The sequence below is a fragment of the Roseateles sp. GW821-FHT09G09 genome (assembly GCF_059415965.1).
Genome location: NZ_JBWKOG010000002.1, coordinates 529,654 through 554,515, shown reverse-complemented (window position 1 = coordinate 554,515; position 24,862 = coordinate 529,654). Strand labels below are relative to the sequence as shown.

Annotated in this window: 20 protein-coding genes; 11 read left to right on the top strand and 9 right to left on the bottom strand. The window is 69.4% G+C overall.

Annotated elements, in window-relative coordinates:
- Nucleotides 1–17: 17 nt before the first annotated feature.
- The gene (locus tag AC07O8_RS07315) at nt 18–1,604 is read left to right on the top strand and encodes a M20/M25/M40 family metallo-hydrolase (protein WP_495047398.1); all 1,587 of its coding nucleotides are present in this window, start codon (nt 18–20) and stop codon (nt 1,602–1,604) included.
- Here AC07O8_RS07315 and AC07O8_RS07310 read toward each other — a convergent pair.
- Nucleotides 1,579–2,481 (bottom strand): LysR family transcriptional regulator, encoded by a 903-nt coding sequence (locus tag AC07O8_RS07310; RefSeq protein ID WP_495047397.1) that lies wholly within the window; start codon nt 2,479–2,481, stop codon nt 1,579–1,581. The genes AC07O8_RS07315 and AC07O8_RS07310 overlap by 26 nt on opposite strands.
- A gap of 197 nt (nt 2,482–2,678) precedes the next feature.
- Here AC07O8_RS07310 and AC07O8_RS07305 point away from each other — a divergent pair, with 197 nt between their 5' ends.
- Complete coding sequence (locus tag AC07O8_RS07305; RefSeq protein ID WP_495047396.1) at nt 2,679–3,665, top strand: MBL fold metallo-hydrolase; 987 nt, start codon at nt 2,679–2,681, stop codon at nt 3,663–3,665.
- Between the two features lie 225 nt (nt 3,666–3,890).
- Entirely contained in the window at nt 3,891–4,103 is a 213-nt protein-coding gene (locus tag AC07O8_RS07300) for a cold-shock protein (protein ID WP_331615178.1), read from the top strand.
- A 54-nt stretch (nt 4,104–4,157) separates the two neighbouring features.
- Here the strand turns inward: AC07O8_RS07300 and AC07O8_RS07295 are convergent, their stop codons facing one another.
- The 4 genes from AC07O8_RS07295 to AC07O8_RS07280 form a co-directional block, all read right to left on the bottom strand.
- Nucleotides 4,158–4,391, bottom strand: a complete 234-nt coding sequence (locus AC07O8_RS07295) for a hypothetical protein (protein ID WP_495047395.1) — start codon at nt 4,389–4,391, stop codon at nt 4,158–4,160.
- Between the two features lie 19 nt (nt 4,392–4,410).
- A complete protein-coding gene (locus AC07O8_RS07290) occupies nt 4,411–4,608 on the bottom strand; it encodes a hypothetical protein (protein WP_495047394.1) in 198 nt (65 codons plus the stop codon).
- Between the two features lie 148 nt (nt 4,609–4,756).
- On the bottom strand, nt 4,757–5,905 hold the full coding sequence (locus AC07O8_RS07285; protein ID WP_495047393.1) for a hybrid sensor histidine kinase/response regulator: 1,149 nt from the start codon (nt 5,903–5,905) through the stop codon (nt 4,757–4,759).
- A 99-nt stretch (nt 5,906–6,004) separates the two neighbouring features.
- The gene (locus AC07O8_RS07280; protein ID WP_495047392.1) at nt 6,005–6,994 is read right to left on the bottom strand and encodes an aldo/keto reductase; all 990 of its coding nucleotides are present in this window, start codon (nt 6,992–6,994) and stop codon (nt 6,005–6,007) included.
- A 101-nt stretch (nt 6,995–7,095) separates the two neighbouring features.
- Between AC07O8_RS07280 and AC07O8_RS07275 the strand changes: the two genes are divergently transcribed.
- From AC07O8_RS07275 to AC07O8_RS07265, 3 genes are all read left to right on the top strand, one after another.
- Nucleotides 7,096–8,019, top strand: coding sequence for a M14 family metallopeptidase (locus AC07O8_RS07275; protein ID WP_495047391.1), 924 nt, complete (start codon nt 7,096–7,098; stop codon nt 8,017–8,019).
- 152 nt (nt 8,020–8,171) lie between these two features.
- Nucleotides 8,172–8,660 (top strand): DUF1579 domain-containing protein, encoded by a 489-nt coding sequence (locus tag AC07O8_RS07270; protein WP_495047390.1) that lies wholly within the window; start codon nt 8,172–8,174, stop codon nt 8,658–8,660.
- A 294-nt stretch (nt 8,661–8,954) separates the two neighbouring features.
- The gene (locus tag AC07O8_RS07265) at nt 8,955–9,932 is read left to right on the top strand and encodes an Abi family protein (protein WP_495047389.1); all 978 of its coding nucleotides are present in this window, start codon (nt 8,955–8,957) and stop codon (nt 9,930–9,932) included.
- A 165-nt stretch (nt 9,933–10,097) separates the two neighbouring features.
- Here the strand turns inward: AC07O8_RS07265 and AC07O8_RS07260 are convergent, their stop codons facing one another.
- Together AC07O8_RS07260 and AC07O8_RS07255 are read right to left on the bottom strand one after the other, a co-directional pair.
- Entirely contained in the window at nt 10,098–11,087 is a 990-nt protein-coding gene (locus tag AC07O8_RS07260; protein ID WP_495047388.1) for a dipeptide epimerase, read from the bottom strand.
- 3 nt (nt 11,088–11,090) lie between these two features.
- Entirely contained in the window at nt 11,091–12,242 is a 1,152-nt protein-coding gene (locus AC07O8_RS07255; protein WP_495047387.1) for an NAD(P)/FAD-dependent oxidoreductase, read from the bottom strand.
- Nucleotides 12,243–12,356: 114 nt separating this feature from the next.
- Between AC07O8_RS07255 and AC07O8_RS07250 the strand changes: the two genes are divergently transcribed.
- Nucleotides 12,357–13,748 carry a peptide MFS transporter gene (locus AC07O8_RS07250; RefSeq protein ID WP_495047386.1) on the top strand — a complete coding sequence of 464 codons (1,392 nt, stop codon included), beginning with the start codon at nt 12,357–12,359 and terminating at the stop codon, nt 13,746–13,748.
- A gap of 375 nt (nt 13,749–14,123) precedes the next feature.
- Here the strand turns inward: AC07O8_RS07250 and AC07O8_RS07245 are convergent, their stop codons facing one another.
- Nucleotides 14,124–14,852: a helix-turn-helix domain-containing protein gene (locus AC07O8_RS07245; protein WP_495047385.1), complete on the bottom strand. Its 729-nt coding sequence runs from the start codon at nt 14,850–14,852 to the stop codon at nt 14,124–14,126.
- A gap of 175 nt (nt 14,853–15,027) precedes the next feature.
- On the opposite strand from AC07O8_RS07245, the gene AC07O8_RS07240 reads away from it, so the two are divergent.
- The 4 genes from AC07O8_RS07240 to AC07O8_RS07225 all read left to right on the top strand — a co-directional run bounded on the left by AC07O8_RS07240 (nt 15,028) and on the right by AC07O8_RS07225 (nt 23,022).
- Nucleotides 15,028–17,343, top strand: a complete 2,316-nt coding sequence (locus AC07O8_RS07240) for a TonB-dependent receptor (protein ID WP_495047384.1) — start codon at nt 15,028–15,030, stop codon at nt 17,341–17,343.
- Nucleotides 17,344–17,353: 10 nt separating this feature from the next.
- Nucleotides 17,354–19,384, top strand: a complete 2,031-nt coding sequence (locus tag AC07O8_RS07235) for a serine hydrolase domain-containing protein (protein WP_495047383.1) — start codon at nt 17,354–17,356, stop codon at nt 19,382–19,384.
- 70 nt (nt 19,385–19,454) lie between these two features.
- Nucleotides 19,455–21,536: a serine hydrolase domain-containing protein gene (locus AC07O8_RS07230; RefSeq protein WP_495047382.1), complete on the top strand. Its 2,082-nt coding sequence runs from the start codon at nt 19,455–19,457 to the stop codon at nt 21,534–21,536.
- Nucleotides 21,537–21,558: 22 nt separating this feature from the next.
- Nucleotides 21,559–23,022 carry a M81 family metallopeptidase gene (locus tag AC07O8_RS07225; RefSeq protein WP_495047381.1) on the top strand — a complete coding sequence of 488 codons (1,464 nt, stop codon included), beginning with the start codon at nt 21,559–21,561 and terminating at the stop codon, nt 23,020–23,022.
- Here AC07O8_RS07225 and AC07O8_RS07220 read toward each other — a convergent pair.
- A complete protein-coding gene (locus tag AC07O8_RS07220) occupies nt 22,983–24,659 on the bottom strand; it encodes an NAD(P)H dependent flavin oxidoreductase family protein (RefSeq protein WP_495047380.1) in 1,677 nt (558 codons plus the stop codon). The two genes, AC07O8_RS07225 and AC07O8_RS07220, sit on opposite strands and share 40 nt — an antisense overlap.
- Nucleotides 24,660–24,862 lie beyond the last annotated feature (203 nt).

Here is a 24,862-nt window from a genome sequence, read left to right as displayed (position 1 = left end):
TCCGGAGAGAACACCCCATGCGTTCATTCCTCACCATCACCGCGGTGTGCGTCGGCCTGGCCGCGCTCACGCCCGCCTACGCGGGCGACAAGGTCTGGATCAGCCTCGGCGACGCCGCGCTGGCCCAGTTGCAGAAACACCGCCCGGCCGCGCGCGCCGTGGCCAGCGTCAAGGCCGACGCCGCGCAGGACGCGTCGGCGTTGTCCGTCGCCGCCAGGCCCGAGGGCATCCATCTGGTCGAGGTCGACGAGGACGCGCTCGCCTCGCTGAGCCACTCGATCCACGAGGAGCTGCGCCGCTGCGGCGGCTACATGTACCACCCGAGCCAGGAGGCCGGCCTGGCCTCGCTGCAGCGCCACAGCACGCCGGGCGCCTCGCAGCGGCTGGCGGCCGCCTTGGTCGCGACGCGGCCGAACTACACGATCGACCAGCAGGCCGTCGTGACGCCCATCCTGTCGCAGATGCAGGCCAGCAACATCGGCCAGACCATCGTCGACCTCTCGGCCAACCTCAACCGCTACTACACGAGCAGCAGCGGCGTGGCGGCGTCGAACTGGCTCAAGCAGCGGTGGACGACGCTGGGCGCCGGGCGCAGCGACATCACCGTCGAGCAGTTCACCCACGCGGGCTGGGCGCAGAAGTCGGTGATCGCGACGATCCAGGGCTCCGACAACGGCAGCGAAGTGATCGTGATGGGCGCGCACCTGGACTCGATCAACCAGTCCGGCGGATCGGGCGAGACGATGCGCGCGCCGGGCGCCGACGACGACGCCTCCGGCGTGGCGAGCCTGACGGAAGTGCTGCGCGCGCTGGTGCAGGCGAACTACAAGCCGCGCCGCACGATCAAGCTGATGGCTTATGCGGCCGAGGAAGTCGGCCTGCGCGGCTCGCAGGAGATCGCCAACAGCTTCGCCGCGGCCAACACCAACGTGGTGGGCGTGCTGCAGCTCGACATGACCAACTACAAGGGCGCCGTCAACGACATCTACATCTTCACCGACTACACGGACAGCGCGCAGAACACCTTCCTCACGAACGTGATCGCGACCTACCTTCCGACGCTGCGCGTGGGAACGGACCGTTGCGGCTATGCGTGCTCGGATCATGCGTCGTGGAACGCCAAGGGCTTCTTCGCGAGCATGCCCTTCGAATCAAGCTTCAGCGCGGACAACCCCAACATCCACACGGCCAACGACACCTACGCCAACATGGGCAGCCAGGCCGACCACGCGCTGAAGTTCGCGCGCATGGCCGCGGCGTATGCGGTGGAACTGGGCAGCGACGGCCCCGGCACGCAACCGCCGGCGGACAGGACCGAGAACTTCAGCGGCAGCCTGGCGCGCGGCGCCAGCAAGAGCTTCGGCCCGTTCAAGGTCGCCAATGGCGGCAGCCTCGCGGCGAGCACGACCGGCACCGGAGACATCGACCTGTATGTCCGCAAGAGCGCCGTCCCGACGACGTCCACCTATACCTGCAAGTCGGACGGGTCGACGGCGACGGAGGGCTGCAGCGTCACGATGACCGCCAACGGCGATGTGTACGTGCTGGTCTATGCGTACTCGGCCGGCAGCTATCAGCTCAAGGTGACGTACCGGCCGCAGTGAAGCGGTCCCGCAGCCAACGCCCGGCGGCGTCGTTCTGCGCGCGCGGATGCCACGCCATCGCGAGCCGGAACGGCGCCAGCTCGAACGGGAGTTCGAGCAGGTCGACGAAGGACTCGTAGCGCTGCAGCAGCTGTCGCGGCAGCGTCGTGACGAGGTCCGTCTGCGACAGCACCAGCGCGACCTGGTTGTAGCTGGGCACCGCCGCCATGACGCGGCGGTGCCGGCCCAGCTTGCCGAGCACGCCGTCCACCGAGGAGGAGAACTCGCCCTTGGATGACACGATGACGTGCCCGAGCCGGCAGTACTCGTCGAGGTCGGGGGGCCGATTGCCGCGAGGATGGCCGCGCCGCTGCGCCAGCGCGAAATCGGCGCTCAACAGGGAACGCGCCTTGAGCGTCTCCGGCATCTTGTCGATGTCGCCGAGGTAGAGATCCACCTCGCCGCGCGCCATGCGCTCGACGATGCCGATGTCGTAGGGCGGCACGACGGCCATCTTCAGGTCCGGATTGCCGTGACGCATCACCTCGGCCATCACGTCGAGCGCCAGGATCGTGAACACGCTGTCGTTCGCAGCGACGGTGAAGGTGCGCGCCGACGTCGCCGGATCGAAGTCGTGCGGCTGCGCCACGGCCTCGCGCAGTTGCGAGAGCGCCTGCGCGAGCGCGGGGCGCAGCGCCAGCGCGCGCTCGGTCGCGACCATGCCGCGGCCGGTCTCCGAGGGCACCAGCAACGGGTCCTGGAACAGCTCGCGCAGCTTGGCCAGATGGCCCGACAGCGTCGGCTGGCTGATGTGCATGCGCTGCGCGGCGCGCGTGACGTTGAGCTCGTCGAGCAAGGTGTCCAGCGAGATCAGCAGATGCAGATCCGAACGTCTCATATCCACGATTCCGATACCTCCCATCGAATCTGACGACTCACGCCTCCCGGCGCGCCCGCCCTACGCTTCGCCTCGTTCACAGGCTTCAAGCCTTCGACACGCGGGGCGACTGCCTTCCATGGTATCGCCGCAATGGATGACTCGCCGCATTGGCCAGCCTGATCGCCACTTCACCTCGACGACGACTTCCCGACACCATGACCACTCGTTCATTCCTCACCCTGACCCTGGCCATCGCCGCCGCCTTCGCTGCCGTTCCGCCCGCCGCCCACGCGGCGGGCGCCGTCGACGCGCCCCAGCTCAGCCACATCCAGGCGGGCTACCAGCATTTCAAGATCGGCGCCTTCGAAGTGATCGCGCTGTCCGACGGAACGCTGCCCATTCCAGCGCAGCAGGTGCTGAAGGGCCTCAGCGCCGACGAGGTCGGGGCGCGACTCGCCAGCACCTATCAAGGCACCGATGTCGAGGCCTCGATCAACGCTTTCCTGATCAAGGCCGGCGACCGGCTGGTGATGGTGGACGCCGGCACGGGCGAGCTCTACGGCCCCAAGCTCAACAAGATCGGCGCCAGCCTCAAGGCCGCGGGCTACGCGCCGGAGCAGATCACCGACATCCTCATCACGCACATCCACACGGACCACACCGGCGGCCTGATGGACGGCTCGCGTCTGGGGTTCCCGAACGCGACGCTGCACCTCGAACGCAAGGAACTCGACTACTGGCTGGGCGCCGACCAGCGCGACCGCGCGCCGCAGGCGCTGAAGGTCTACTTCGACCAGGCGGCGGCGAAGGTCCAGCCCTACGTCGACGCGGGCCGGGTGAAGACCTTCAGCGGCGAGACCACGCTTTTCCCCGGCATCCGCTCATTGCCGGCGCCGGGCCATACGCCGGGCCACAGCTTCTACGTGCTGGAGAGCCAGGGCGAGAAGCTGGTGTTCTGGGGCGACCTGCTCCACGTGGCCGATGTCCAGTTGCCCAGGCCCGACGTGACCGTCGCCTTCGACGTCGATCCGAAGGCCGCGGCGGCCACGCGCAAGCTGGCCTTCGCCGATGCGTTGAAGGGTCGCTACTGGGTCGCGGGGGATCACGTCGCCTTCCCCGGTGTCGGCCACCTGCAGGCAGACGGCAAGGGCTACCGCTGGATCCCGATGCCCTACGTCAACGACCATTACAAAACGAAGTGAGCGCGTGGCTGTCGGACGGCATTCATCCGTGCTACATTAGCTGGATAGATTCGCACAAGACCTTTCTTCTGAGGTCTTCTCTGCAGCCCCCGCCGGTCCTCTCCGGACCCGCCTCGCGAGCGGCTGCTTCAGCAACACCCCCCCGCTGCAAGCTCTTGAGTGTCTCTGTCCCGGCACGCATCCGTGCGCCGGGTTTTTCCTGTCATTCATTCCAAAGGAAACAACATGACGACCAAGACCGGCACCGTGAAGTGGTTCAGCGACGACAAGGGCTTCGGCTTCATCACCCCGACCGACGGCTCCAAGGACCTGTTCGCCCACCACAGCGAAATCCAGAGCTCGGGCGGCTTCCGCACCCTGGCCGAAGGCGCCAAGGTCGAGTTCGAGACCAAGGACGGCCCGAAGGGCCCGCAAGCCTCCAGCATCCGCGTCATCTGAACGCCGACTGAGTGAGTCCTCTGGCGAGCCTCTCCGCAGGCGCGCCAGTCCGGCTCACAGCTTCCACCCGTCGCTGAGCAGCGACGGGTCGAGCATTCTCCGGATCGCCTGCGCAGCCGCCTCGCGATCATCGGCGACGCCCTCCACGTGGAGCACCCTCCGCGTCGGCAACCCGGGCCGCTGAAAAATGACCGCCCCGACATCCGTCGCCGGCGCCGTCACGAACACCAGATCAAACGAATCGATCCGCAGGCCGCTGATGTTGGCCAGACGCGTCCGGATCAGCACGACGCCGCCCGTGCGGCGGTCACGCCAGCTCCTGCCAGTAGATGCGCTCGCCGTCCTCGGTGAGGCAGAGCGCCCCACCCCGCCATTCCAGCCAGCGCTGGCGCACGAGCCGGTCGATCAGCAGTTCGGGGATCTCGCTGGCGCGGCGCCGGTGAAGTGCGTCCACGCACGTGCGCAGCGACGCCCGGAGCGTCTCCAGGTCCTGCAGTGCAGCCATTGCCCTACTCCTCGCGTTTCGCGCCACGACATGCGGCGCGAACAGAAGCGCCAAGCGATCACGGCGAGGACTTGCGGCGCGTTCGAGACCCTCGAACGAAGCAAGGACTTCGGGATGACAACCTCACGGTCTATGGGCCGATGGTAGCTCAGCGGCCTGCCGTCGCTCCCGCCGCCGACGGCGCCGCGGGGAGCTCGATCCGGAATTCGGTCCCCGAGTCGCCGGTCTCGACGCCGATGCGCCCGCCGTGCGCCTCGACGATCGTGCGGCACACGAAGAGCCCCAGCCCCATGTTGCTGGCCGCCGGCGCGTCCGTGGTCCGATGGGCCATCGGCTCGAAGAGCCGTCCCCGCACCTCGTCCGGGATCGGCCGGCCTTCATTGCGCACGGAGAGCTGCCGGGTATCTCCGTGAGCGCCCGTCCTCACGACGATGGGCCGGCCGACGGCCCCATGCTCCACGGCGTTGCGCAGGAGATTGGCGATGACGCGCGACAGCCGGTCGCCGTCCCACCAGCCGTCGTCGGGCGACGATTGCACCAGTTCGACGACGAGCCCGGGATGGGCCCCGCGCGCCTCGTCGATCGCCGCGGTCGCCAGCCCACCCAGGCGCTGCGGCGCGCGCCGCAGGATGAGGTCGGCGCCGAGCCGGCTGCGGGCGTAGTCCTGGATGTCGTCGAGCATGTGCGTCATGCGTCGCGACGCCGCCGTGATGCGGGTCGCCATCTTCTGCGTCAGCTCGGCGGACGGCGGCGCCTTGGCCAGCAGCTGGCTGCTCATCGAGATCGCGTCCAGCGGATTGCGCAGGTCATGACCGAGGATCGCGAGGAACAGGTCGCGCGCGCGCTCCTCGTCGATGCGCTTCTGGTCGAGCTCCGCGGAGAGCGCGCGCAGGACGTCGCGCCGCCGCAGCAGCGCATGCAGGTTGGCGATCAGCACGTCCTCGTCGACCGGGCGGGTGAGGTAGGCGTCAGCGCCGCTTTCGAGGCCATGGACCAGGTCCCGGTCGGCGACATGGATGCCGGAGACCTGGATGATCGGGACCGACGCGGCCGACTTGGAGGCGCGCAACTGGCGGCAGACCTCGAAGCCGCTGATGTCGGGCAGCATGACGTCCAGGATGATCGCGTCGACGCCGGCACCATCGACGGCCTGCCGGAGCGCTTCCGCGCCGTCCGGGGCCTCGATGACATCGAAACCGGCGAGTTCCAGCCGGCGCCGCAACGCGTACCGGTGTGCGGCCTCGTCGTCGACGAGCAGGATCGTGCGCCTCCCGTGCGCCTGATGTGCGGCATCCATCCTGTTTTCCTTGCAGGAATCCCTCACGCCCCATCGGACCGGGGCGCCGGATTCGGAGCGTCGAGGGTAGCGCAACCCTGCCGGTCGCGCGTCCCGGATTTACTCGTGTCCGCTGATCGCGTGCGGGACGTAGGGCGCCTCCAGCGCGGCGATCTCGTCCGCGGCGAGCGTCAGATCCAGCGCGCCCACGGCGTCCTCGAGCTGACCGATGGTCGACGCGCCGATGATCGGCGCCGTCACCTGCGGCTTCGCGAGCACCCACGCCAGTGCGACCTGCGCCATCTTCGCGCCGCGCCGGGCCGCAAGGTCCTGCACGGCCTGGATGACCGGCCGGTCCTGCTCGCCCGACCTGTCGTAGAGGCGCTTGCCGACGTCGTCGGTCTGCAACCGCCGGGTGGCCTCGTCCGCCGGCCGCGTGAGACGGCCGCGCGCCATCGGGCTCCACGGGATCAGCCCGACGCCCTGGTCGGCGCAGAGCGGGATCATCTCGCGCTCCTCCTCGCGGTACAGCAGGTTGACGTGGTTCTGCATGCTCACGAACGGCGTCCAGCCGTTGCGACGCGCCACCTCCTGCGCCTTGGCGAACTGCCACGCGTACATCGACGAGGCGCCCAGGTAACGCGCCCGGCCCGAACGCACCACGTCGTTCAGCGCGCACATCGTTTCCTCGATCGGCGTGTCGTGATCCCAGCGGTGGATCTGCAGCAGGTCGACATGGTCGGTGCCCAGGCGCGCCAGGCTCGCGTCGATCTCGGCAAGCACCTGCTTGCGCGACAGGCCGCGGCGATGCTTGACGCCCTCGGGGGTCTCATACGGGAAATACATCTTGGTCGCGAGCACGACCTCCTCGCGGCGCGTCATCTCCTTGAGCAGCACGCCCACCATCTGCTCGGACGTGCCGCCGGAGTAGCTGTTGGCGGTGTCGAAGAAGGTGATGCCGCTGTCGACCGCCTTGCGGAAGATCGGCCGCGAGGCGTCGAGATCCAGCGTCCAGCTGTGGTTGCCCACGTCGGCGGCCCCGAAGGTCATGCATCCCAGGCACAGCCGCGAGACGTCCAGCCCCGTGTTGCCCAGCTTGGTGTACTTCATGCCTGCCGCTCCTGGTTGAACAATGACGGCGCAGGATAGTCGACGCTCGTGAATGGGAGACACTCGCCCTCTTGATGGCCCTCCCCGCATTCGGAGCATTCATGAGCACAGCGCGCTTCTATCCCATCGGCACTCCCGGCGTCCCTTGGGGCGACGCGGAACGCACCGCCTGGCGTGAGCGCCAGGTCGTGTCCCGGCGTTATCAGGACGACGTCGTCCCACGCGTCGAAGCCCTGGCGGATCGCTTCGAGGTCGTGCGCTACGGACAGTTGACCTACGGCGCCGACAGCTATCCGCTGCTCGCGTTGAAGAGCCGCGCATGGGACCCGTCGCGCCCGGTGGCGCTGGTGACGGGCGGCGTGCACGGCTACGAGACCAGCGGCGTGCTCGGCGCCCTGCGCTTCGCGGAGGACCATGCCGAGGCCTTCGGCGATCGCGTGAATGTCCTCGTCGTGCCCTGCGTCAGCCCCTGGGCCTACGAGCGCGTGTGCCGCTGGAACTATCACGCGGTCGATCCCAACCGGAACTTCGGCGCGCGCCGCGAAGCCGCGGAGTCCTCGGCCCTGATCGAGCTGCTGACGCCTTTCGCGGGCCGGTTCCTGCTGCACATTGACCTGCACGAGACGACGGACACCGACATCACGGAGTTCCGCCTGGCGCTGGCGGCCCGCGACGGCAAGCCGCTGGAAGCCGAGGAAGTGCCCGACGGCTTCTACCTGGTCGGCGACAGCGAGACGACCCGGCTCGACTTCCAGCAGGCGATCATCGCGGCCGTGGAGCAGGTGACCCACATCGCGCCGCCCGACGCCGACGGCCACATCATCGGCGCGCCGCTGAGCGCCCGCGGCGTCATCGAGTTTCCCGTCCGCAACTCCGGCCTGTGCGCGAGCGTGACGCGGGCGCCGTTCACCACGACCACCGAGGTGTATCCCGACAGCCCGCGGACGAATCCGGAGGAATGCGTCGAGGCGCAGGTCGTGGCCGTGCGCGCGGCGCTGGACTTCGCCCTCGCGCACCAGCCCTGACGGCAGGACCCTCGTGCCGCCAGACGGCACGGCACGGCACGGCACGGCACGGCACGGCACGGCACGGCGCGGCACCGCGCCGGGTCTGCTGCCAGAACTGGACGGGCTCGCGCAGAAACTGGGCTGGTCGACCACGAGACCCGAGGCTTCCCATGCACACGCCCGCACATCCTGGCGCCGATGACTTCGACTTCGAATTCGGCGCCTACGCCGTGCATCACAGCCGGCTCAACCGTCGCCTGAGCGGCTGCGAGGACTGGACCCCCTTCGAGGGCCGCTGCACGACACGGCCGATCCTCGGCGGCCTGGGCAACATCGAGGACAACGAGCTGGATCTCCCGGAGGGCCGCTATCGCGCAGTGGCGCTGCGGTCCTTCGATCCGAAGAGCGGCCTGTGGGCGATCTGGTGGCTGGACAGCCGCGCGCCGCATGCACTGGACGTGCCGGTCAAGGGCCGCTTCGACGGTCCGATCGGGCTGTTTTACGCCGACGACGTGCTGGACGGTCGCGACATCAAGGTCCGCTTCACCTGGGACAAGCGCAACCTGGATGAGCCGCGCTGGGAGCAGGCGTTCTCCGCCGATGGCGGGACCACGTGGGAGACGAACTGGGTCATGCGCTTCTCACGGGTAGCCGGTTGATTCGAATGACGAGGCTTCGCTGCGGCATGCGCTTCGATCGGACAGGCGACGACGAGCTTCACCACTCCGCCGAAGGTCGTCGCCGTATAGCGCCAAACCTTCGTCCGGCACACCGATCTGGTCAAACCGAGTGCAGCGCGCAATCAGGGTGACGCGTGTCGTAGACAGCTTTCGGCATCGACGCCAGGACAGCGTGACACTCTGAATGCCGGCTGTCTAGACTGGGACGACAGTGGACCCGACGCGTCCACCCGGGCTCCACCCACCCCAGGTTCACTGGCTCCAGAACACTCGATGATCCTGCCTACCGGCTCGGCCCTTGTCAGCCCCCTCGTCAATGCGATCTCGCATGCGCGACTGAGCAACTACCGGACGTTCTTCAACCCTCTGGACGATGGCGAAACGCTTGGTCTGTATCAATGGAACGATGACATCAGCGGATCGCTGTTCCGAGCACTGTCGCTCTTGGAAGTAGTTCTCCGGAACCAGTTTCACAAGGCCCTGGGAAGTCGCTTCGGTGCCGTCGGCACGAGCGGCGCGAAGGACTGGTTCAACCACCTTCACTTGAATCCTGACTCGCGTGAGAAGGTCAAGAAGATCACGCATAAGAAGCGCCACGGGACATGGCTACCGCGCAATCCCATGCCCTCACCGGACGATGTGGTCTCGAAGCTGTCGTTCGGTTTCTGGCCTCACTTGCTGGACGTGACTGCTGATAGCACCGGACGCCCGCTCAGGTGGGGCGAGATCCTCGTGGAGGTCGTGCCCGGCCACCGCATGCGACAACCGACCCAGTGGAAACAGGCCGAGCGCGACGCGCTCTTCTCTCGCCTGGATCTATGCAACGCGATACGCAATCGCATCGCGCATCACGAGCCCATCTGGAAGCTGGGGCCCTTGATGGAAGAAGCTCGTGCTCGAACGGGCGTCACGCCAGCCATCGTCGCCGGCGCGCCAGCCACGCCCGCAGATGCCGTCGATCGGCTGCGCCTTTACTACGACCGCATGGTGGAGTTGCTCAAGTGGCTGTCCCCCGACGTGGCGACTGCCTACCGTGGAGGCGAAACGGATGCACGTTGCCGAACGCTGTTGAGCCATGACACCGTGGCGCACTACCGTCGGCGACGATCCTTCGGCGAGGTCCAGCTCGACTTTTTCCTGGGAGATCGCCGCTTGGCGAAGATCCTCAGGTACGCATCACGCCATCGTCAGCCGGTGGCGCTCAAGCGAGGTACGGCAACGATCGGCTACTGGACAAGCCACGCTCGGTAGCCTTCTCGCGCTCACAGGCGTTGCGCGACAGCAGCAACGCACCGCACAAAGGAAAAAGGCCGCTTGCGCGGCCAGTTCCCTCTTTTGCGTCTTGGAGTTTGGCGTCCGTCCGAGGAGGGAAGCAGCCAACCTGTGTTCCAAGCGCCTACCTGCGTAGTGTAACCCCTACCCCCACACCGCCACCGGACAGTCCACCTTCCCTCCGCCGTACCTCACACCCGGCACGACGTCCTGGACCAGGATGGTCGGCCCGTCGAGGTCGACGATGTCGCACAACTGGCCGACCAGCATCGCGGGCGCCATCGCCAGGCTGGTCCCGCCCATGTTGCCGACCATCACGCCGAGCTTGAGCACCCGGGCGCGGTGCGCCATCAGCAGGCCTTCCGTCAGCCCGCCGCACTTGTCGAGCTTGATGTTGAGGACGTCGAAGCGTCCGGGCAAGGCCTCGAGTTCGTCGAGCGTCAGGCAACTCTCGTCCGCCGCCGTCGGCATCGGGAAATCGACGAGCGCCATGTCGGCCTCGCGGCCGCGCGCGAACGGCTGCTCGACGAGGCTGACGTCGCACGCGACCAGCACCGGCAGCAGCGCCTCCACCGTGACCGGCGTGAAGCCCTGGTTGGCGTCGACGCTGAGCCACACGTCCGGCCGCGCGCCGCGCACCGCGCGCACCCGCGCGATGTCGGCATCGGTGTCGCCGGTGAGCTTGAGCTTGAGCGCCCGCATGTCGCGCAGCGCGAGCGCCCGCGTCGCCATGGCGCCGGGGTCATCGGCGCCCAGCGTGATCGTCGTGGTCAGCGGGCGCGGCTCGGTGAGCCCCGCCAGTTGCCACACGGACCGGCCCGATCGGCGGGCCTCGAGCTCCCACAACGCGCAGTCGACCGCGTTGCGCGCGCCGCCCGGCGGCAGCAGGCGCCGCAGCGCCTGACGACCGATGCCGCCCTCGATGGCCTCGCGCACCGCCTCCAGCTGCGCCGGCATGTCGGCCGGGCGATCGTCGAGGTAGTAGACGCCGGCCGCCTCGCCGCGCCCTTCGTACGCGCCGTCGCGCAGGACGACGCGCATCGCGGGCATCTCGGTGAAGCGATAGCCGGAGATGACGAAGGGCTCGCGCAGCACGAGCCGCTCGACCCGGGTGGACAGTTGGAGACGTGACATGGTTCAGAGACGGCGGAATCGTTGAGGGGAGAGGTCGCCGGCACGCACGCCGGCGGCGGCGATGTCCTCGGGCAGCGCCTGCCCGAGCGCGAGCGCGGCGGCCGCGCGGCCCAGCGCGGGCGCGGTCTGGATGCCGTAGCCCCCCTGCCCCGCGCACCAGAAGAAGCCGGGCGCCGTCGGATCCAGTCCCACCACCGGCGTGCGGTCCGGACTGAACACGCGCAGCCCCGCCCAGCGATGGCGCACACGCGCCACGCGGTGTCCGCTGAGTGTTTCGAAACGGTCCACCGCGATCGCCACGTCCAGGTCCTCGGGCTGCGCGTCGCAGGGCGGGCTCGGGGTCTCGTCCGCCGGGGAGATCAGCAGCAGGCCGGCGTCCGGCTTGAAGTAGTGGCTCTCGTCGATCGCGATGACCGCCGGCCAGTCGGCCGCCTCGCCGGCGGCGACGCCGGCCGGCACGTCGATCAAGGCCGCCGTCCGCCGCAGCGGCTGCAGCGACAAGGGCGCGACGCCGGCCAGTTGGGCCACCGCATCCGCCCACGCGCCGGCCGCATTGATCACCAGCGGCGCGCGCACGCTGAAGCTGTCGGTGCGGGCGAGCCAGCCCCTCTTCTCCCGCACCAGCTCGCGCAGCGGCGATCCGAGATGCAGGCGGACGCCGCCGGCCCGGGCCTGCCGCAGGAAGCCCTGATGCAGCGCATCGACATCGATGTCGGCCGAGGTGTCGTCGAGCAGCGCGCCCTCGATCCGGTCGCGCTTCAGGATCGAGAGGCGCCGGATCACCTCGTCCGCATCCAGGCGGCGCGTCTGCGTGCGCACGTCCTCGTCCGCGGCGAACCGGTCGGCGACCGCCTGCTGCCCGGTGCCGATCAGGTAGAGCGTGTCCCGCGCGCGCAGCAGGGGGACGTTGGCGAAACCCGTCGTCGGTTGATCGAAGAACGGTCGGCTGGCCCGCGTCAGCGCACGCACCGGCGCGTTCCCGTAGAGCGCCGAATACAGCGCCGCGGAGCGTCCGGTGGTGTGATACCCGGCATGCGCCTCCGCTTCGAGCACGGCCACCGTCATGTGCGGCGCCAGGTTCGCCGCGATCGACGCCCCCGCGATGCCGGCCCCGATCACCAGGCAATCCACGCTGCGGGCGGTCGTCTCACTCATGGTTTTTAGCTACTTTCCAAATTGGAAAATAACTCTACCATCCGGACAACTCGATGCACAACCTGGTTTTGTCACGGGAAGACCCGCAGAACCGATCCCGGAGGCTCCGCGACGATGAGCGCCACCATGACCCCCGACCGCCCCGCCGCCGACCGCTCAGCGATGGGCTCGCGCGCCACCTGGTTCGGCCAGCCGCGCGGGCTCACCGTGCTGTTCCTGACCGAGATGTGGGAACGCTTCTCCTTCTACGGGATGAGCGCGCTGCTGGTCTATTACATGACCAAGCAGCTGCACTTCACACAGGCCGACGCCTCGCTGATCTACGGCCTGTACACCGGCGGCGTGTTCCTGACGCCGATCGCCGGCGGCTACCTCGCCGATCGCTGGCTCGGGCGCCGCCTCGCGATCGTGATCGGCGGCAGCCTGATGGCGGTCGGGCATTTCGCGCTGAGCTGGGAAGCGATGTTCTATCCGAGCCTCGTGCTGATCGCGCTGGGCAACGGCCTCTTCTTGCCCAACCTGCCGAGCCAGGTGGGCGATCTTTACGCCGAGGACGATCCGCGCCGCGGCGGCGCCTACAACGTCTACTACGTGGGCGTGAACCTCGGCGGCCTCCTCGCGCCGCTGGCCTGCGGCACGCTGGGCGAGGTCTACGGCTGGCACTGGGGCTTCGGCGCCGCGGGGGTCGGGATGTGCGTGGGCCTGGCCATCTATCTGCTCGGCGGGCGGCATCTGCCGCAGGACCGGCCTCGCGACACGTCCGCGCGCGCCGCCAACGCCGCGAGCCCCGATGCGGCGGGGAATGTCGGGACGGCGGGCGCGGCAGGCTCCTCGGGAGGCTCGGCATCCGACGAGGGCGGCGCGAGACGCAAGCCCGGCGGCGCCGCGATCGTCGTGCCGCTGCTGCTGGTGGCCCTGTCGGTGATGGTGTTCCGCAGCGCCTACGCGCACAGCGGCAACACGCTGGCGCTGTGGGCGGACACGAGCGTCGACCTGCATGCGTTCGGGTTGGCGATCCCGGTGACCTGGGTGCAGTCGCTCAACCCGCTGTTCGTCTTCCTGTTCACGCCGCTGCTGATCCGCGCGTGGCGGCGCGCCGCCGTGAAGGGGCGGGAACCCGCGCCGGTCCGGAAGATGGCGATCGGCGCGGCCGGCGTCGCCGCGGCCTACCTGCTGCTGGCAGCGATGGCCGCGATGTCCGATGGCAAGCCGGTGAGCGGCCTGTGGCTGCTGGTGTTCTTCGCGGTCTACACGATCGGCGAGCTCTACATCCTGCCGGTCGGGCTGGGCCTGTTCGCGCGGCTCGCGCCGTCGGGCATGGGCGCGACGGTCATCGCGGCGTGGTTCCTCGCGGCCTTCGCAGGCAACTTGCTGTCGGGGGTCGTGGGGCGTGCGTGGGAGTGGCTCGGACCCGCAGGGTTCTTCGTGCTGCTCGCGGCGCTCGCTGCGGCTTCGGCGATCGCGTTATTGGCGCTCACGCCGATGCTCAGGAAGCTGGAGGATTGATCACTACCACGGCAGCTGGCCCTCACCCCTACCCTCTCCCGCAAGCGGGAGAGGGAGCAAGAAGGGCAGTGCCGATCGCTTCTTCGCAAGCGGGAGAGGGAGTAAGAAGCGCAGTGCCGAACGCTTCTTCGCAAGCGGGAGAGGGAGTAAGAAGCGCAGTGCCGAACGCTTCTTCGCAAGCGGGAGAGGGCGTAAGAAGCGCAGTGCCGAACGCTTCTTCGCAAGCGGGAGAGGGAGTAAGAAGCGCAGTGCCGGTCGCTTCTTCGCAAGCGGGAGAGTGGGTCGAAGGAGCAGTGCCGGACTCCCTCTCCCGCTTGCGGGAGAGGGTGGGGGTGAGGGCCAGCGGCGGCGGAAGTACCCCAGCGGAGCGTGCTTTCAGCGCTTCGATCCGCGCGCTTTCCCAGATGCTACCTTGGCTGCCTTGGCTGCTTTCGGTGCCGGCTCCGGTGCCGGCTCCTGCAGACGCTTCGAGACGTCGATGAAATGCTGGCTGAACCCGTCCGGCGTGCCGCTGCTGCGCGGCGCGCAGGTCGCCAGCACGCGGCAGCGCGCGTCGGACGCCTTCAGGTAGGCGTGCCCCATCTCGCTGTCGAAGTAGATCGAGTCGCCCGCCTTCAGCACCACCGGCGCGTACAGCTCGCAGTGGAAGGCGATCTCGCCCTCGAGCACGTATGCGAACTCCTCGCCGGGATGGCGGATGAGGTCGCCGAACTCCGCCTTGAACTCGTCCAGCGTGCGCGCGCGGACCTCGGCGATCAGCGGCGTGACGCGCTTGTTGAGCAGCTCGGTCGCGAGGTAGAGCTGCTGGTAGCTCTCGGTCACGACCTGCTGCCCTTCCCCCGCGCGCTCCACGATGCGCCGCCCGCCGCCGCCCGGCGCGGCGCGCGAGCCGGGCACGTCGGCGAGCAGCTCGGCCATGTCCACGCCCAGGCCTTTGCTCAGCAGCATCAGCTTGTCGTAGGACAAGGACATGTTGCCCTTTTCCAGTTTGGAAAGCGTCGACACCGCCAGGCCGGTCCGCCCGCTCACGTCGCTGAGCGTCAGGCCCAGCCGTCGTCGCACGCTGCGGATGTGGTCGCCGGGAAGGTTCGAATCGATGGCCATGGTCGAGGGAAGCAGACAGTGCGGCGATCTTAGCAAGGCGGTCCCGGCGGACCACCGCGATCACCCTGGGTTGAAGCTTTGCGTCAAGGCAGCTAAGGTTTCCACCAATGTGAAACCTTTTTCCAAATTGGAAACTTGCAGCTCAACTTCGCCCGCCTCGCCAGGAGTCCACCGAATGACCGCCTCCCCCCGCGCTCCCCGCCCTCCCCGCTCCGGCCGCCGAGCGCCGTCCGCACGGAACACGCGACGCTTCGCCTTCGCGCCCCTGCTGCTGCCCTGCCTGGCCGCAATGCAGGCGCTGCCGGCGTGGAGCCAGGCCGCCGCGCAGAACCCGCCTGCATCGGCGGCGTCATCCGCCACGACGCCCGCCACGGCCCCCGGGAAGGACGGCGACCGCGCCGCGGTCAAGGCGGAGAAGCTGGAGGTCGTGACCGTCACCGCGACGCGCCGCCGTGAACCGCTGCGGGACGTGCCGCTGCGCGTCGAGACGATCAGCACAGAAGGCCTGGAGCGATCCGGCGCGGGCTCCCTGGTGGACTACGTCGGCAGCCTCCCGGGCGTGGACGTCAGCAGCGACGGTGGTCCCGGCCGCGGCCAGGTCAGCATCCGCGGCATCAACGTGGGCAGCGCAGGCACGGCGACGGTGGGCACCTATGTCGACGAGGTGGCCTACGGTTCCAGCACCGCCTTCGGCGGCGCGGCGGTGGCGGCGCTCGACATGTCGCTGCTGGACCTGCATCACATCGAGCTGCTGCGCGGTCCACAAGGCACGCTCTACGGCGCGGGCGCGATGGGCGGCCTGCTCAAGTACGTCACCAACGAGCCCGACACCCTGGAGTTCTCCGGCAAGGTCGGCCTGGGCGTGCGCGGCATCAAGGGCGGCGCGCTCGGACACACGGAGAACGCCGTGGTGAACGTGCCGCTGAGCGCCGGCGTCGCCGCCCTGCGCGTGGCCGCCTTCAACGACCATGACGGCGGCTACATCAAGGCCTCCGGCCTGGCGCCGGGCAAGCACGTCAACGACGGCGACACGCGCGGCGGACGCGTCTCGCTGCTGCTGGAGCCGATGTCGAAGATGAAGGTCCGCCTCTCCGCGGTCGACCAGAAGATCGAGCGCGACGGCACCGGCGTGGTCCAGTACGACGTCGCGACGGGCCAACCGATCCACGGCGACCTGACCCATGACCTGTCGATCTCCGAGCCCTACAGCATCCGCACGCGGCTGCTCTCGGCGGACGTCGACTACGACTTCGGCTGGGCGCGCCTGAACGCGATCGTCTCCAGCCAGCGCTTCAACGGCGACACGCTGCTGGACGCCACCGAGATCCTCGGCGGCGGCGCCTTCGATTTCGTGCAGCTGGACAACCGCACGAAGCTGCGCAAGGAAACGCAGGAGCTGCGCCTGACGTCGGCGCGAGGCACCGTCGAATGGCTGATCGGCCTGTATCACAACAAGGAACGCAACAACTACAACCAGCGCCTGTGGGGCCGGCCCACTGGCGCCGACGCGGACATGGAGCTCGTGCGCGTGGGCCAGCCCGCGAGCTACGAGGAGAACGCCGTCTACGGCGACGTGACCTGGAATCCGACCTCGGCGCTGTCCTTCACACTGGGTGCACGGGTGGCGCGCAACAAGCAGGCGTACGAGACGCTCACCAACGAGGTCCCGGACTTCCCGGAGCCGGCCACGTCCAAGGACCGGTCGAACACCTACCTGGTGACGGGTCGCTATTCGCTCGACAAGCAGAGCAGCGTGTACGTCCGCGCCGCCAGCGGCTACCGTCCCGGCGGCCCCAACCCGCAGGCGATCGACGAGAACGGCCAGGTCATCCCCGGTGCGCCGACCTCCTTCGAGGCCGACACGCTCTGGAGCTACGAGGCCGGCTACAAGGCCGACCTGCTGGACCGCCGCCTGTCGCTGGAAGTCGCACTCTTCGACATCCGCTGGAGCAAGCTGCAGCAGCCGCTCGCCTTCGGCGCGACGACGGTGATGGGCAACGCCGGCAAGGCCGAGGTCAAGGGGCTGGAACTGGCGTCGCGTTACGCGATCAACGACGACTGGCGCCTGGAGGGCAGCCTGGCCTGGACCGACGGCAAGCTGAAGGAAGACGCGCCGGCCCTCGGCCCGTCCGGCGCGAAGCTGCCGAACTCGGCCCGGCTGTCCGTGTCGCTCGGCGCGCGCTACAACTTCGCGCTGGCCGGCAGGCCGTCCTATGCCAGCCTGCAGGTGCGTCACGTCGGCAAGCGCAACGCGGGCTACGACAGCGAGACCACCTCCATCCCCAACTTCGTGATGCCGGCCTACACCCTGGTGGATGCGCAGTGGGGCATGGACTTCGGCGCCTGGCAGCTGTCGGCCTTCGTCCGCAACCTGACCGACAAGCGCGCGATCCTCGGCGCCGACACGGCGCTCACCGCCTTCGGCGGCCCGCTGCGCGCGACGCCGGCGCAGCCGCGCACGATCGGCGCCTCGGTCACCTACAACTTCTGAACGCCGTCCCATGAAGCCACTGACCCTGCGCCTAGTCGCCCTGATGCTGGCCGCCTGCGCGGCGCTGCCGACGGCGTCGGCCCAGACGCCGACGACCACGCCCAAGTCCGCGCCGATCGCGCCGATCACCGCGACGTCGCCGCCTTCGGCGGCCTCGGGCGTTTCCACTGCCGCCAGCACTTCCGGCGCGTCCGCCACGACGCCCGCCGCGGCGACCGCTGCGAAGGCGGCCGCCCAGCCGATGACGCTGGCCGACACGCAGGCCTGGCTGGACGGCCTGATGCCCGCCGCGCTGAAGATGGCGCAGGTGCCGGGCGCCGTCGTCGTCATCGTGAAGGACGGCCAGCCGCTGATCCAGAAGGGCTACGGCTACGCCGACTGGGACCGGCGCGTCCCGGTCGATGCGGAGCGCACGCTGTTCCGTCCGGGCTCCGTGTCCAAGCTGTTCACGTGGACGGCGGTGATGCAACTGGTCGAGCAGGGCAAGCTGAACCTGGACGCCGACCTCAACCAGTACCTCGACTTCAGGATCCCGCAGTTCAACGGCAAGCCGATGACGCTGCGCCACGTGCTCACGCACACCACCGGCTTCGAGGAGACGGCGCGCGACCTGATCACCTATTCGGGCAAGTCGCCCGATCTGGCGAAGGTGTTGAAGGACTACATCCCGCCCGCGCTCTACGAGCCGGGCGCGCGGCCGGGTTACTCGAACTACGCCACCGCGCTCGCCGGCTACATCGTGCAGCGCGTCAGCGGCCTGCCCTTCGACGACTATGTCGAGCAGAAGATCTTCTCCCCGCTGGGCATGCGGCATGCGACCTTCCGCCAGCCGCTGCCGCCAGCGCTGGCGCCGCTGATGTCGCAGGGCTACGAGAAACAGGGCGAACCCGGCAAGGGTTTCGAGATCGTCAGCCTGGCACCCGCCGGCAGCCTGTCGGCCACGGGCGCGGACATGGGGCGCTTCATGCAGGCCTTCCTGCAGCAGGGCCAGCTCGGCGATGCGCGCCTCCTCCGGCCGGAGACCGTGAAGCAGATGCACGGCCAGCTCACGAAGCCGATGCCAGCCCTGCTCGGCATCGGACTGGGCTTCTACCAGCACGACATCAACGGCCACCGCGTCGTCGGGCACGGCGGCGACACCATCCTCTTCCACACCGACCTGCTGCTGTTCGTCGACGACGGCATCGGGCTGTACATCTCGGTCAACTCGCCGGGCAAGGACGGCCAGGGCAAGTGGCTGCGGGACACGCTGCTGGAGTCCTTCGCCAACCGCTATCTGCCCGATGCGCGCCCGGCGACGCCGCGGCAGGTCGACGACGCGACCGCGAAGCAGCATGCGCAGCAACTGGCCGGCGCGTACCAGAGCACCCGGCGCGAGGACTCGACCTTCTTCTCGCTGCTGCCGCTGCTCAGCCCGCTGAAGGTGCAGGCGCTGGACGACGGCCGCGTCGCGCTGGAGCTGGCCGGCTCGCGCAGCGTGTTCCGCGAGGTCAAGCCCTACCTGTGGGAAGAGGAGCACGGCAAGCGCCGCCTCCAGGCGATCGTCGAGAACGGACGCGTCCTGCGCTGGGGCCTGGAGCCCTACGTCTTCGCTTTCGTCTTCGAGCCGGTCCCGGCGCTGTCGGGCGGTCTGGCCCTGCTGCTGGCCGGGCTCTCTCTGGTGACGATGCTGCTCACCGCGCTGCTGTGGCCGGTCGCCGCGGTGCTGCGCCGCAAGCATGGCGCCGCTGCGCCGGGACGGTCGGTGCTGGCGGTGCGCATCGCCAGCGTCCTCGTGCTGCTCGCCGTCGCGCTCTGGACCTTGGTGTTCACGCGGTTGGAAGGCGACGGCGACCTGAGCGTCGTCCTGCCCCTCGCGCAAGGACTGACCCTGCTGGCCTTCATCGGCGGACTGATCGCGGCGCTGTGGCACGCGCGGCTGGCGCTCAAAGGCGGAGGCAAGTCCGCGATGGCGCTAGCGGTGGTGTGGGTGCTGACGTTCGCGGTGCTGATCGTGATCGGCGCCGCCCACCACCTGATGAGCTTCAACCAGAACTTCTGAACCCGCGATCCCCGGCTGTGGATCAGGGCGCGCCCACAAGGCGCGCCCGTGCTTGTTGGAAGGAATCCAGATGACCTTGCCCCCGCAGACCGGCCTGGCCGGCATCCACTCTCGCTCCCGCTCCCGCTCCCGCGTCAGACGATGGGCGCTGCCGATGATGCTGGCCACCGTCCTCGCCGCGGTCGCGACCTTCACGGTCGCCCAACCCACCGGTCAGCCCGCAGCGATCCCGCCGGAGAAGCCGCTCGCGCCGAAGATCGCCGCCACGCCCGAGCCACCGGCGCTGCCCGCCTCGGGCGCTCGCGCTGCCGTGGTGCTGACCGCCGCCGACCTCGAAGCCTGGCTGGACGGCCGTGTCGCCTACTCGCTCGAGGCCGGCGACATCGCCGGCGCCGTCGTCGCCGTGGTCAAGGACGGCAAGGTGCTGTTCCAGAAGGGCTACGGCTACGCGGACGTCAAGGCCAAGGTGCCGATGAACGCCGAGACCTCGATGGTCCGGCCCGGCTCGACGTCCAAGCTGTTCACGTGGACCGCGGTGATGCAGCAGATCCAGGTGGGCAAACTGGATCTGGATCGCGACGTCAACGACTACCTCGACTTCAGGATCCCGCAGGCCTTCGGCAAGCCGGTCACGCTGCGGCATCTGATGAACCACACGGCCGGCTTCGAGGAGGGCCTGAAGGATCTGCTCGCCTACGACCCCAAGCTCGCGCCGTCCAACGAGGACTACCTGAAGCAGCATCCGCGGCCGATGCTGTTCGCGCCGGGGCAGGCGCCGGGCTACTCCAACTACGGCGTCGCGCTGGCCGGCTACATCGTGCAGCGGGTGTCGGGCGAGCCTTTCGACGCCTACGTCGACCGTCACATCTTCCAGCCGCTGGGCATGCGGCACTCGACGACGGCGCAGCCGCTGCCGGCGAAGTTCGCGCCCTTCATCGCCAAGGGATACCGCCAGGCGAGCGATCCGTCGCCCTCCCCGTTCGAGCTCGTCGTCACCGCGCCCGCGGGCAGCGGCAGCGCGACCGCGGCGGACATGGCGCGCTTCATGCTCGCGCACCTGCAGCAGGGCCGGCTCGACGGCGCGGAGATCCTGAGCCCCGCGACCACCGCGCTGATGCACAGCCCGTCCGCCCAGGCGCGACCGGGCTTCAACGTAATGGCGCACGGCTTCTTCCGGGAGTTCCGCAACGGCCGCACGCTGCTGGGCCACGGCGGCGACACCATCGTGTTCCATTCCGACCTGAGCCTGCTGCCGGACGAAGGCGTCGGCATCTTCGTGTCCTTCAACAGCCGCGGGAAGGACTCGGCGGTCTACCTCGCGCGCAAGGCGCTGATGGAAGGTTTCCTCGACCGCTACTTCCCCGGCCAGCCGGTCGTCGACGCGCCGGCGTTGGCGTCGGCGCCCAAGGACGCGTCGCTGATCGCGGGCCGCTACCAGACCTCGCGCCGTGTCGAGCACGGCTTTCTCAGCGCGCTGTACCTGATGAACCAGACGGTGATTGCCGCCAATCCCGACGGCACGATCCTCGCCCCCTCCGGCCCGACGGGCGAGATGGCCACCTTCCGCGAGGTCGCGCCGCAGCTGTGGCGCAAGCAGGGCGGCACGCAGGAACTCGCGCTGGCCGACGTCGACGGCGTGAAGACCGTGATCGACAGCGAGAACCCCGTCTCCGTGCTGCAGGAAGCGCCCTTCCTGCGCTCGGCGCCGTTGACGCTGAGCATCCTGGGGCTGTCGCTGCTGGTGCTGGCCGGCGCGCTCGCCGCCTGGCCGCTGGGCGCGCTGCTGCGACGCGCGGACCGCGCCACGAGCGGCGCCTCGCCCGCGCTGCAGAAGCTGCGCCGCTGGCAGCGCATCGCCGTCGTGGTGGACCTCGTCTACGTGACGGCCTGGATCGTCCTCATCATGCCGGTGCTCAGCACCGACCTGGCCCTCTACAACGGCGGCAACGACTGGTTGTTCGGGCTGATGCAACTGAGCGGCGTGTTCGCGGTGGCGGCCGCCCTCGTCGGCGTCTGGGTCGCGTGGCGGCTGTTCCGCGTCGATGCGACGCGGCTGTCACGCGCATGGGGCGTGCTGGTCGCGCTCGCGCTGGCGGGCATCGTCTGGATCGGCGTCGTCGGCCAGTTGATGGCCCTCAACCTCAACTACTGAGCCCCTGCGCACGGAACGACCCATGAAGTTCTTCATCGCCCACCTCGCCACCGAGACCAACACCTTCGCGCCGGCGCCGACAGGGCTCGGCGGCTTCGAGGAATACCGGATCTTCCACGGCGACGCGAGCCGGCGCGATCCCGAAGGCACCGGTGCCTTCATGCGTTTCCTGCGCGAGCTGATCGAGGCGGACGGCCATGGGGTCGCCGAGAGCCTGTGCGCGATCGCCCAGCCCTCGGGTCGCACCGTGCGCCACGTCTACGAGGCGCTGCGCGACGAGATCCTCGCCGACCTGCGCGCGGCGATGCCGGTCGACGCGGTGCAGCTGCTGCTGCACGGTGCGATGGCCGCGGAAGGCTACGACGACTGCGAGGGCGATCTCGCGACGCACATCCGCGCGGTGGTCGGTCCGGACGTGGCGATCGGGCTGGAGCTCGATCTGCACTGCCATCTCACGGCGCTGATGCAGCGCTCGGCGACGGCGATCGTGGCGTTCAAGGAGTACCCGCACATCGACGCGGAACCGCGCGGGCGCGAGCTCTACCGGATCCTCGTCGACACGGCGGCGGGCCGCGTGCGACCGGTCACGGCGACCTTCGATTGCAAGATGGTCGGCCTCTGGCACACGACGCGCGAGCCGATGCAGTCCTTCGTCGCGCGCCTGCAATCGCTGGAAGGCGAGCCCGGCGTGCTGTCCATCTCGCTCGGCCATGGCTTCCCGTGGGGCGACGTGCCCGAAGCGGGCGCGAAGCTCTGGGTCGTGACCGATGACGATCCGGCGCTGGCGCGCTCGCTCGCCGAGCAACTGGGTCGCGAGTTCTGGGCGCTGCGGGATGCCATCGGACCGGCACTGATCGATATCGACGGCGCGCTCGATCGCGCGCTCGCGATGGGCGAAGGCCCGGTCGTGCTCGCCGACATCGCCGACAACCCCGGCGGCGGCGCGCCGTGCGACAGCACCTTCGTCCTGCGCCGCATCGTCCAGCGCGGCATCGGCAACGCGATCGTGGGCTGCCTGTGGGACCTGGGCGCGGTGCACATCTGCCGCGACGCGGGCGTGGGCGCCGAGCTCGACCTGCGGATCGGCGGCAAGTGCGGACCGGCCTCGGGCGACCCGCTGGACCTGCGGGTCGTCGTGCGGGCCGTGGTCGAGGACCACACCCAGTCCGCGCTCGGCACGCGCGAACGGCTCGGCACCTGCGTGCGGGTCGAGGCGGTGAACGGCGTGCACATCGTGCTCTGCTCGATCCGCACGCAGACCTACGGCAAGGATGCGTTCACCGGCCTGGGCCTGACGCTCGAGAACAAGGCGCTGATCGTGGTGAAGTCGACGCAGCACTTCCATGCCGAGTTCGCGCCGATCGCAAAGGCGGTGCTCTACGTCACCACGCCCGGAGCGATGAACTGCGATTTCGCGAGCACGCCTTACCGCGCCCGATCGCTGGACTACTGGCCGAGGGTGGCGGACCCGCACGGATTCGGGTGACGCAGGAGCACGTCCTCGAAGAAGGCGCCGATCGGCCGGACCTGGTCGCGGACCTGGATCTCCAGCACCCAGAGACCGTCCCCCGGCGCGAAACCGGCTTGCGCCAGCTTGTGCCGGTCGTAGAGCGCGTGGGGGAAGTCCGACACGCGGTGCCCGGCCATCTCGCGGACCAGCGTGCACCCGCGGCGCCGCGCCGCCGCCTCGGCCAGCGCGTACAGGTCCACGCCGCTGGCGCCCTGCAACCAGGCCGCGCGGGCCTCCGCGAACACCGCGCGCGCCGCGTCGGCGCAACGCCGATGCGCCTCGTCGGCGCCGAAGACGAAGGTATCGCCGTAGTCGCCCTCGTAGCCGTCCCAGACCGGTCCGATGTCGATGAAGACGATGTCGTCCGGACGCAGGTGGCGCGCCGGATCGCCCGCCTCGCGCGAGGTGCAGGTCGTGTCCTCGCCGAAGCGCACGATCGTCGGATGCCAGTTGCGTTGCGAGCCCAACGCACGCAACCGCTCGTCCGCCAAGGCGCGCGCCTGCTCGCTTGACATGCCCGGTCGCAACAGCGCGGCGATGTCCTGCACGGCCGCGATCGAGCGTTCCCGTGCCGCGACGATGCCGGCGATGTCGAACCGCGGTCCGCTGCGTTCCCAGTCGTGCGCCGCGTCGTCGCGACCGCTGGGGACGAAGGCATCGGCATGCCAGCGCGCGGCGGGCAGGCCGGCGGCCTGCAAGGCCAGGCGCGCGTCGCGCAACATCCCCGGATGGCCGCAGGCATGCACGCGCACCGACGACCAGTCATGCCCGTGCGCCAGCGCGTGGTCCTGCACATGGCGTTGCAAGGCGCCGTCCTGCCCGGCATGGCCCTTCGTCGTCTCCGGCGACACGGCATGCCAACGCAGGCGTGGGTCGGCGGCCGCCCACGCCCGCAGCTCCGCACGGGCGTAGTGATCGGCCTCGTGGCGGCCGCCCCAATACAAGGTCACGCCGGGCAGTGCCCGATCGGCGAGCACCGTCTGGAGCAAAGCCCGCACGCCGGCGTAGCCCGTGCCGGTGGCCAGCAACACCAGGGGCGTGTCCGAGGCGGGCGTCGCGGGCGCGCCGAACGGTCCTTCGACGTCCATCACCTCACCCGGCGTCAAGGTGCCCAGCAGCGCGTCGGAGAAGCGCCCCCCGGGAACGCGCCGGATCTGCAGCTCGATGGGATCCCGCTCGTCCTCGCGACGATTGGCGATGGAGAAGCAGCGGTGGTCGCCATCGGGCAGCCGGATGCGCACGTGCTGGCCGGGCCGCGTCGCCAGCGGGCGGCCGGGATCGAGCACGAGTTCCACGACATCGGCACTCAGCGGTCGACGCGCGAGCACGCGCATGTCGCGCCGCTGCGGCGGTGCCTGAGGGACCCAGTCCGGCACCTGCAGCACCAGTTCGCCGCGAGCGCGCACCTGACACATGAGCACGCGTCCCGGGCCCGGATCGATAGTGGTCGCCGTGGCCGTCGTGGCGGACTCGACATCGCCTGCGACACACTCCGCGGCGCAGGAGCCGCAGGCGCCCCGCTGGCAGGAGAACGGCACCGAGAGCCCCGCGGCCAGCGCGGCGTCGAGCACGCTCGGCCGCCCGGCCATGTGCACGCGGATGCCGTGCGGCATCAACGTGAACGCGTCGTCGGAAGCATCTCCGCGCGAGGCTCCACCGCACGCTCCTGAAGACGCCCCGGAGGACGGTCCGGACGGCGATCCGCACGACGTTCCGCACGACGATCCGGACGGCGCTTCGGGAGTGGGCGGGATGGCGAGGGGATGGGCGGGAGGGGGGACTTGCATGGGGGGCGATCCTGCCTACACTGTGGCCT

Bases quoted from the DNA above. Each gene is read 5' to 3' on its own strand.
- AC07O8_RS07315 (WP_495047398.1), top strand. From the start codon at position 18: ATGCGTTCATTCCTCACCATCACCGCGGTGTGCGTCGGCCTGGCCGCG.
- AC07O8_RS07310 (WP_495047397.1), bottom strand. From the start codon at position 2,481: ATGAGACGTTCGGATCTGCATCTGCTGATCTCGCTGGACACCTTGCTC.
- AC07O8_RS07305 (WP_495047396.1), top strand. From the start codon at position 2,679: ATGACCACTCGTTCATTCCTCACCCTGACCCTGGCCATCGCCGCCGCC.
- AC07O8_RS07300 (WP_331615178.1), top strand. From the start codon at position 3,891: ATGACGACCAAGACCGGCACCGTGAAGTGGTTCAGCGACGACAAGGGC.
- AC07O8_RS07290 (WP_495047394.1), bottom strand. From the start codon at position 4,608: ATGGCTGCACTGCAGGACCTGGAGACGCTCCGGGCGTCGCTGCGCACG.
- AC07O8_RS07285 (WP_495047393.1), bottom strand. From the start codon at position 5,905: ATGGATGCCGCACATCAGGCGCACGGGAGGCGCACGATCCTGCTCGTC.
- AC07O8_RS07280 (WP_495047392.1), bottom strand. From the start codon at position 6,994: ATGAAGTACACCAAGCTGGGCAACACGGGGCTGGACGTCTCGCGGCTG.
- AC07O8_RS07275 (WP_495047391.1), top strand. From the start codon at position 7,096: ATGAGCACAGCGCGCTTCTATCCCATCGGCACTCCCGGCGTCCCTTGG.
- AC07O8_RS07270 (WP_495047390.1), top strand. From the start codon at position 8,172: ATGCACACGCCCGCACATCCTGGCGCCGATGACTTCGACTTCGAATTC.
- AC07O8_RS07265 (WP_495047389.1), top strand. From the start codon at position 8,955: ATGATCCTGCCTACCGGCTCGGCCCTTGTCAGCCCCCTCGTCAATGCG.
- AC07O8_RS07260 (WP_495047388.1), bottom strand. From the start codon at position 11,087: ATGTCACGTCTCCAACTGTCCACCCGGGTCGAGCGGCTCGTGCTGCGC.
- AC07O8_RS07255 (WP_495047387.1), bottom strand. From the start codon at position 12,242: ATGAGTGAGACGACCGCCCGCAGCGTGGATTGCCTGGTGATCGGGGCC.
- AC07O8_RS07250 (WP_495047386.1), top strand. From the start codon at position 12,357: ATGAGCGCCACCATGACCCCCGACCGCCCCGCCGCCGACCGCTCAGCG.
- AC07O8_RS07245 (WP_495047385.1), bottom strand. From the start codon at position 14,852: ATGGCCATCGATTCGAACCTTCCCGGCGACCACATCCGCAGCGTGCGA.
- AC07O8_RS07240 (WP_495047384.1), top strand. From the start codon at position 15,028: ATGACCGCCTCCCCCCGCGCTCCCCGCCCTCCCCGCTCCGGCCGCCGA.
- AC07O8_RS07235 (WP_495047383.1), top strand. From the start codon at position 17,354: ATGAAGCCACTGACCCTGCGCCTAGTCGCCCTGATGCTGGCCGCCTGC.
- AC07O8_RS07230 (WP_495047382.1), top strand. From the start codon at position 19,455: ATGACCTTGCCCCCGCAGACCGGCCTGGCCGGCATCCACTCTCGCTCC.
- AC07O8_RS07225 (WP_495047381.1), top strand. From the start codon at position 21,559: ATGAAGTTCTTCATCGCCCACCTCGCCACCGAGACCAACACCTTCGCG.
- AC07O8_RS07220 (WP_495047380.1), bottom strand. From the start codon at position 24,659: ATGCCGCACGGCATCCGCGTGCACATGGCCGGGCGGCCGAGCGTGCTC.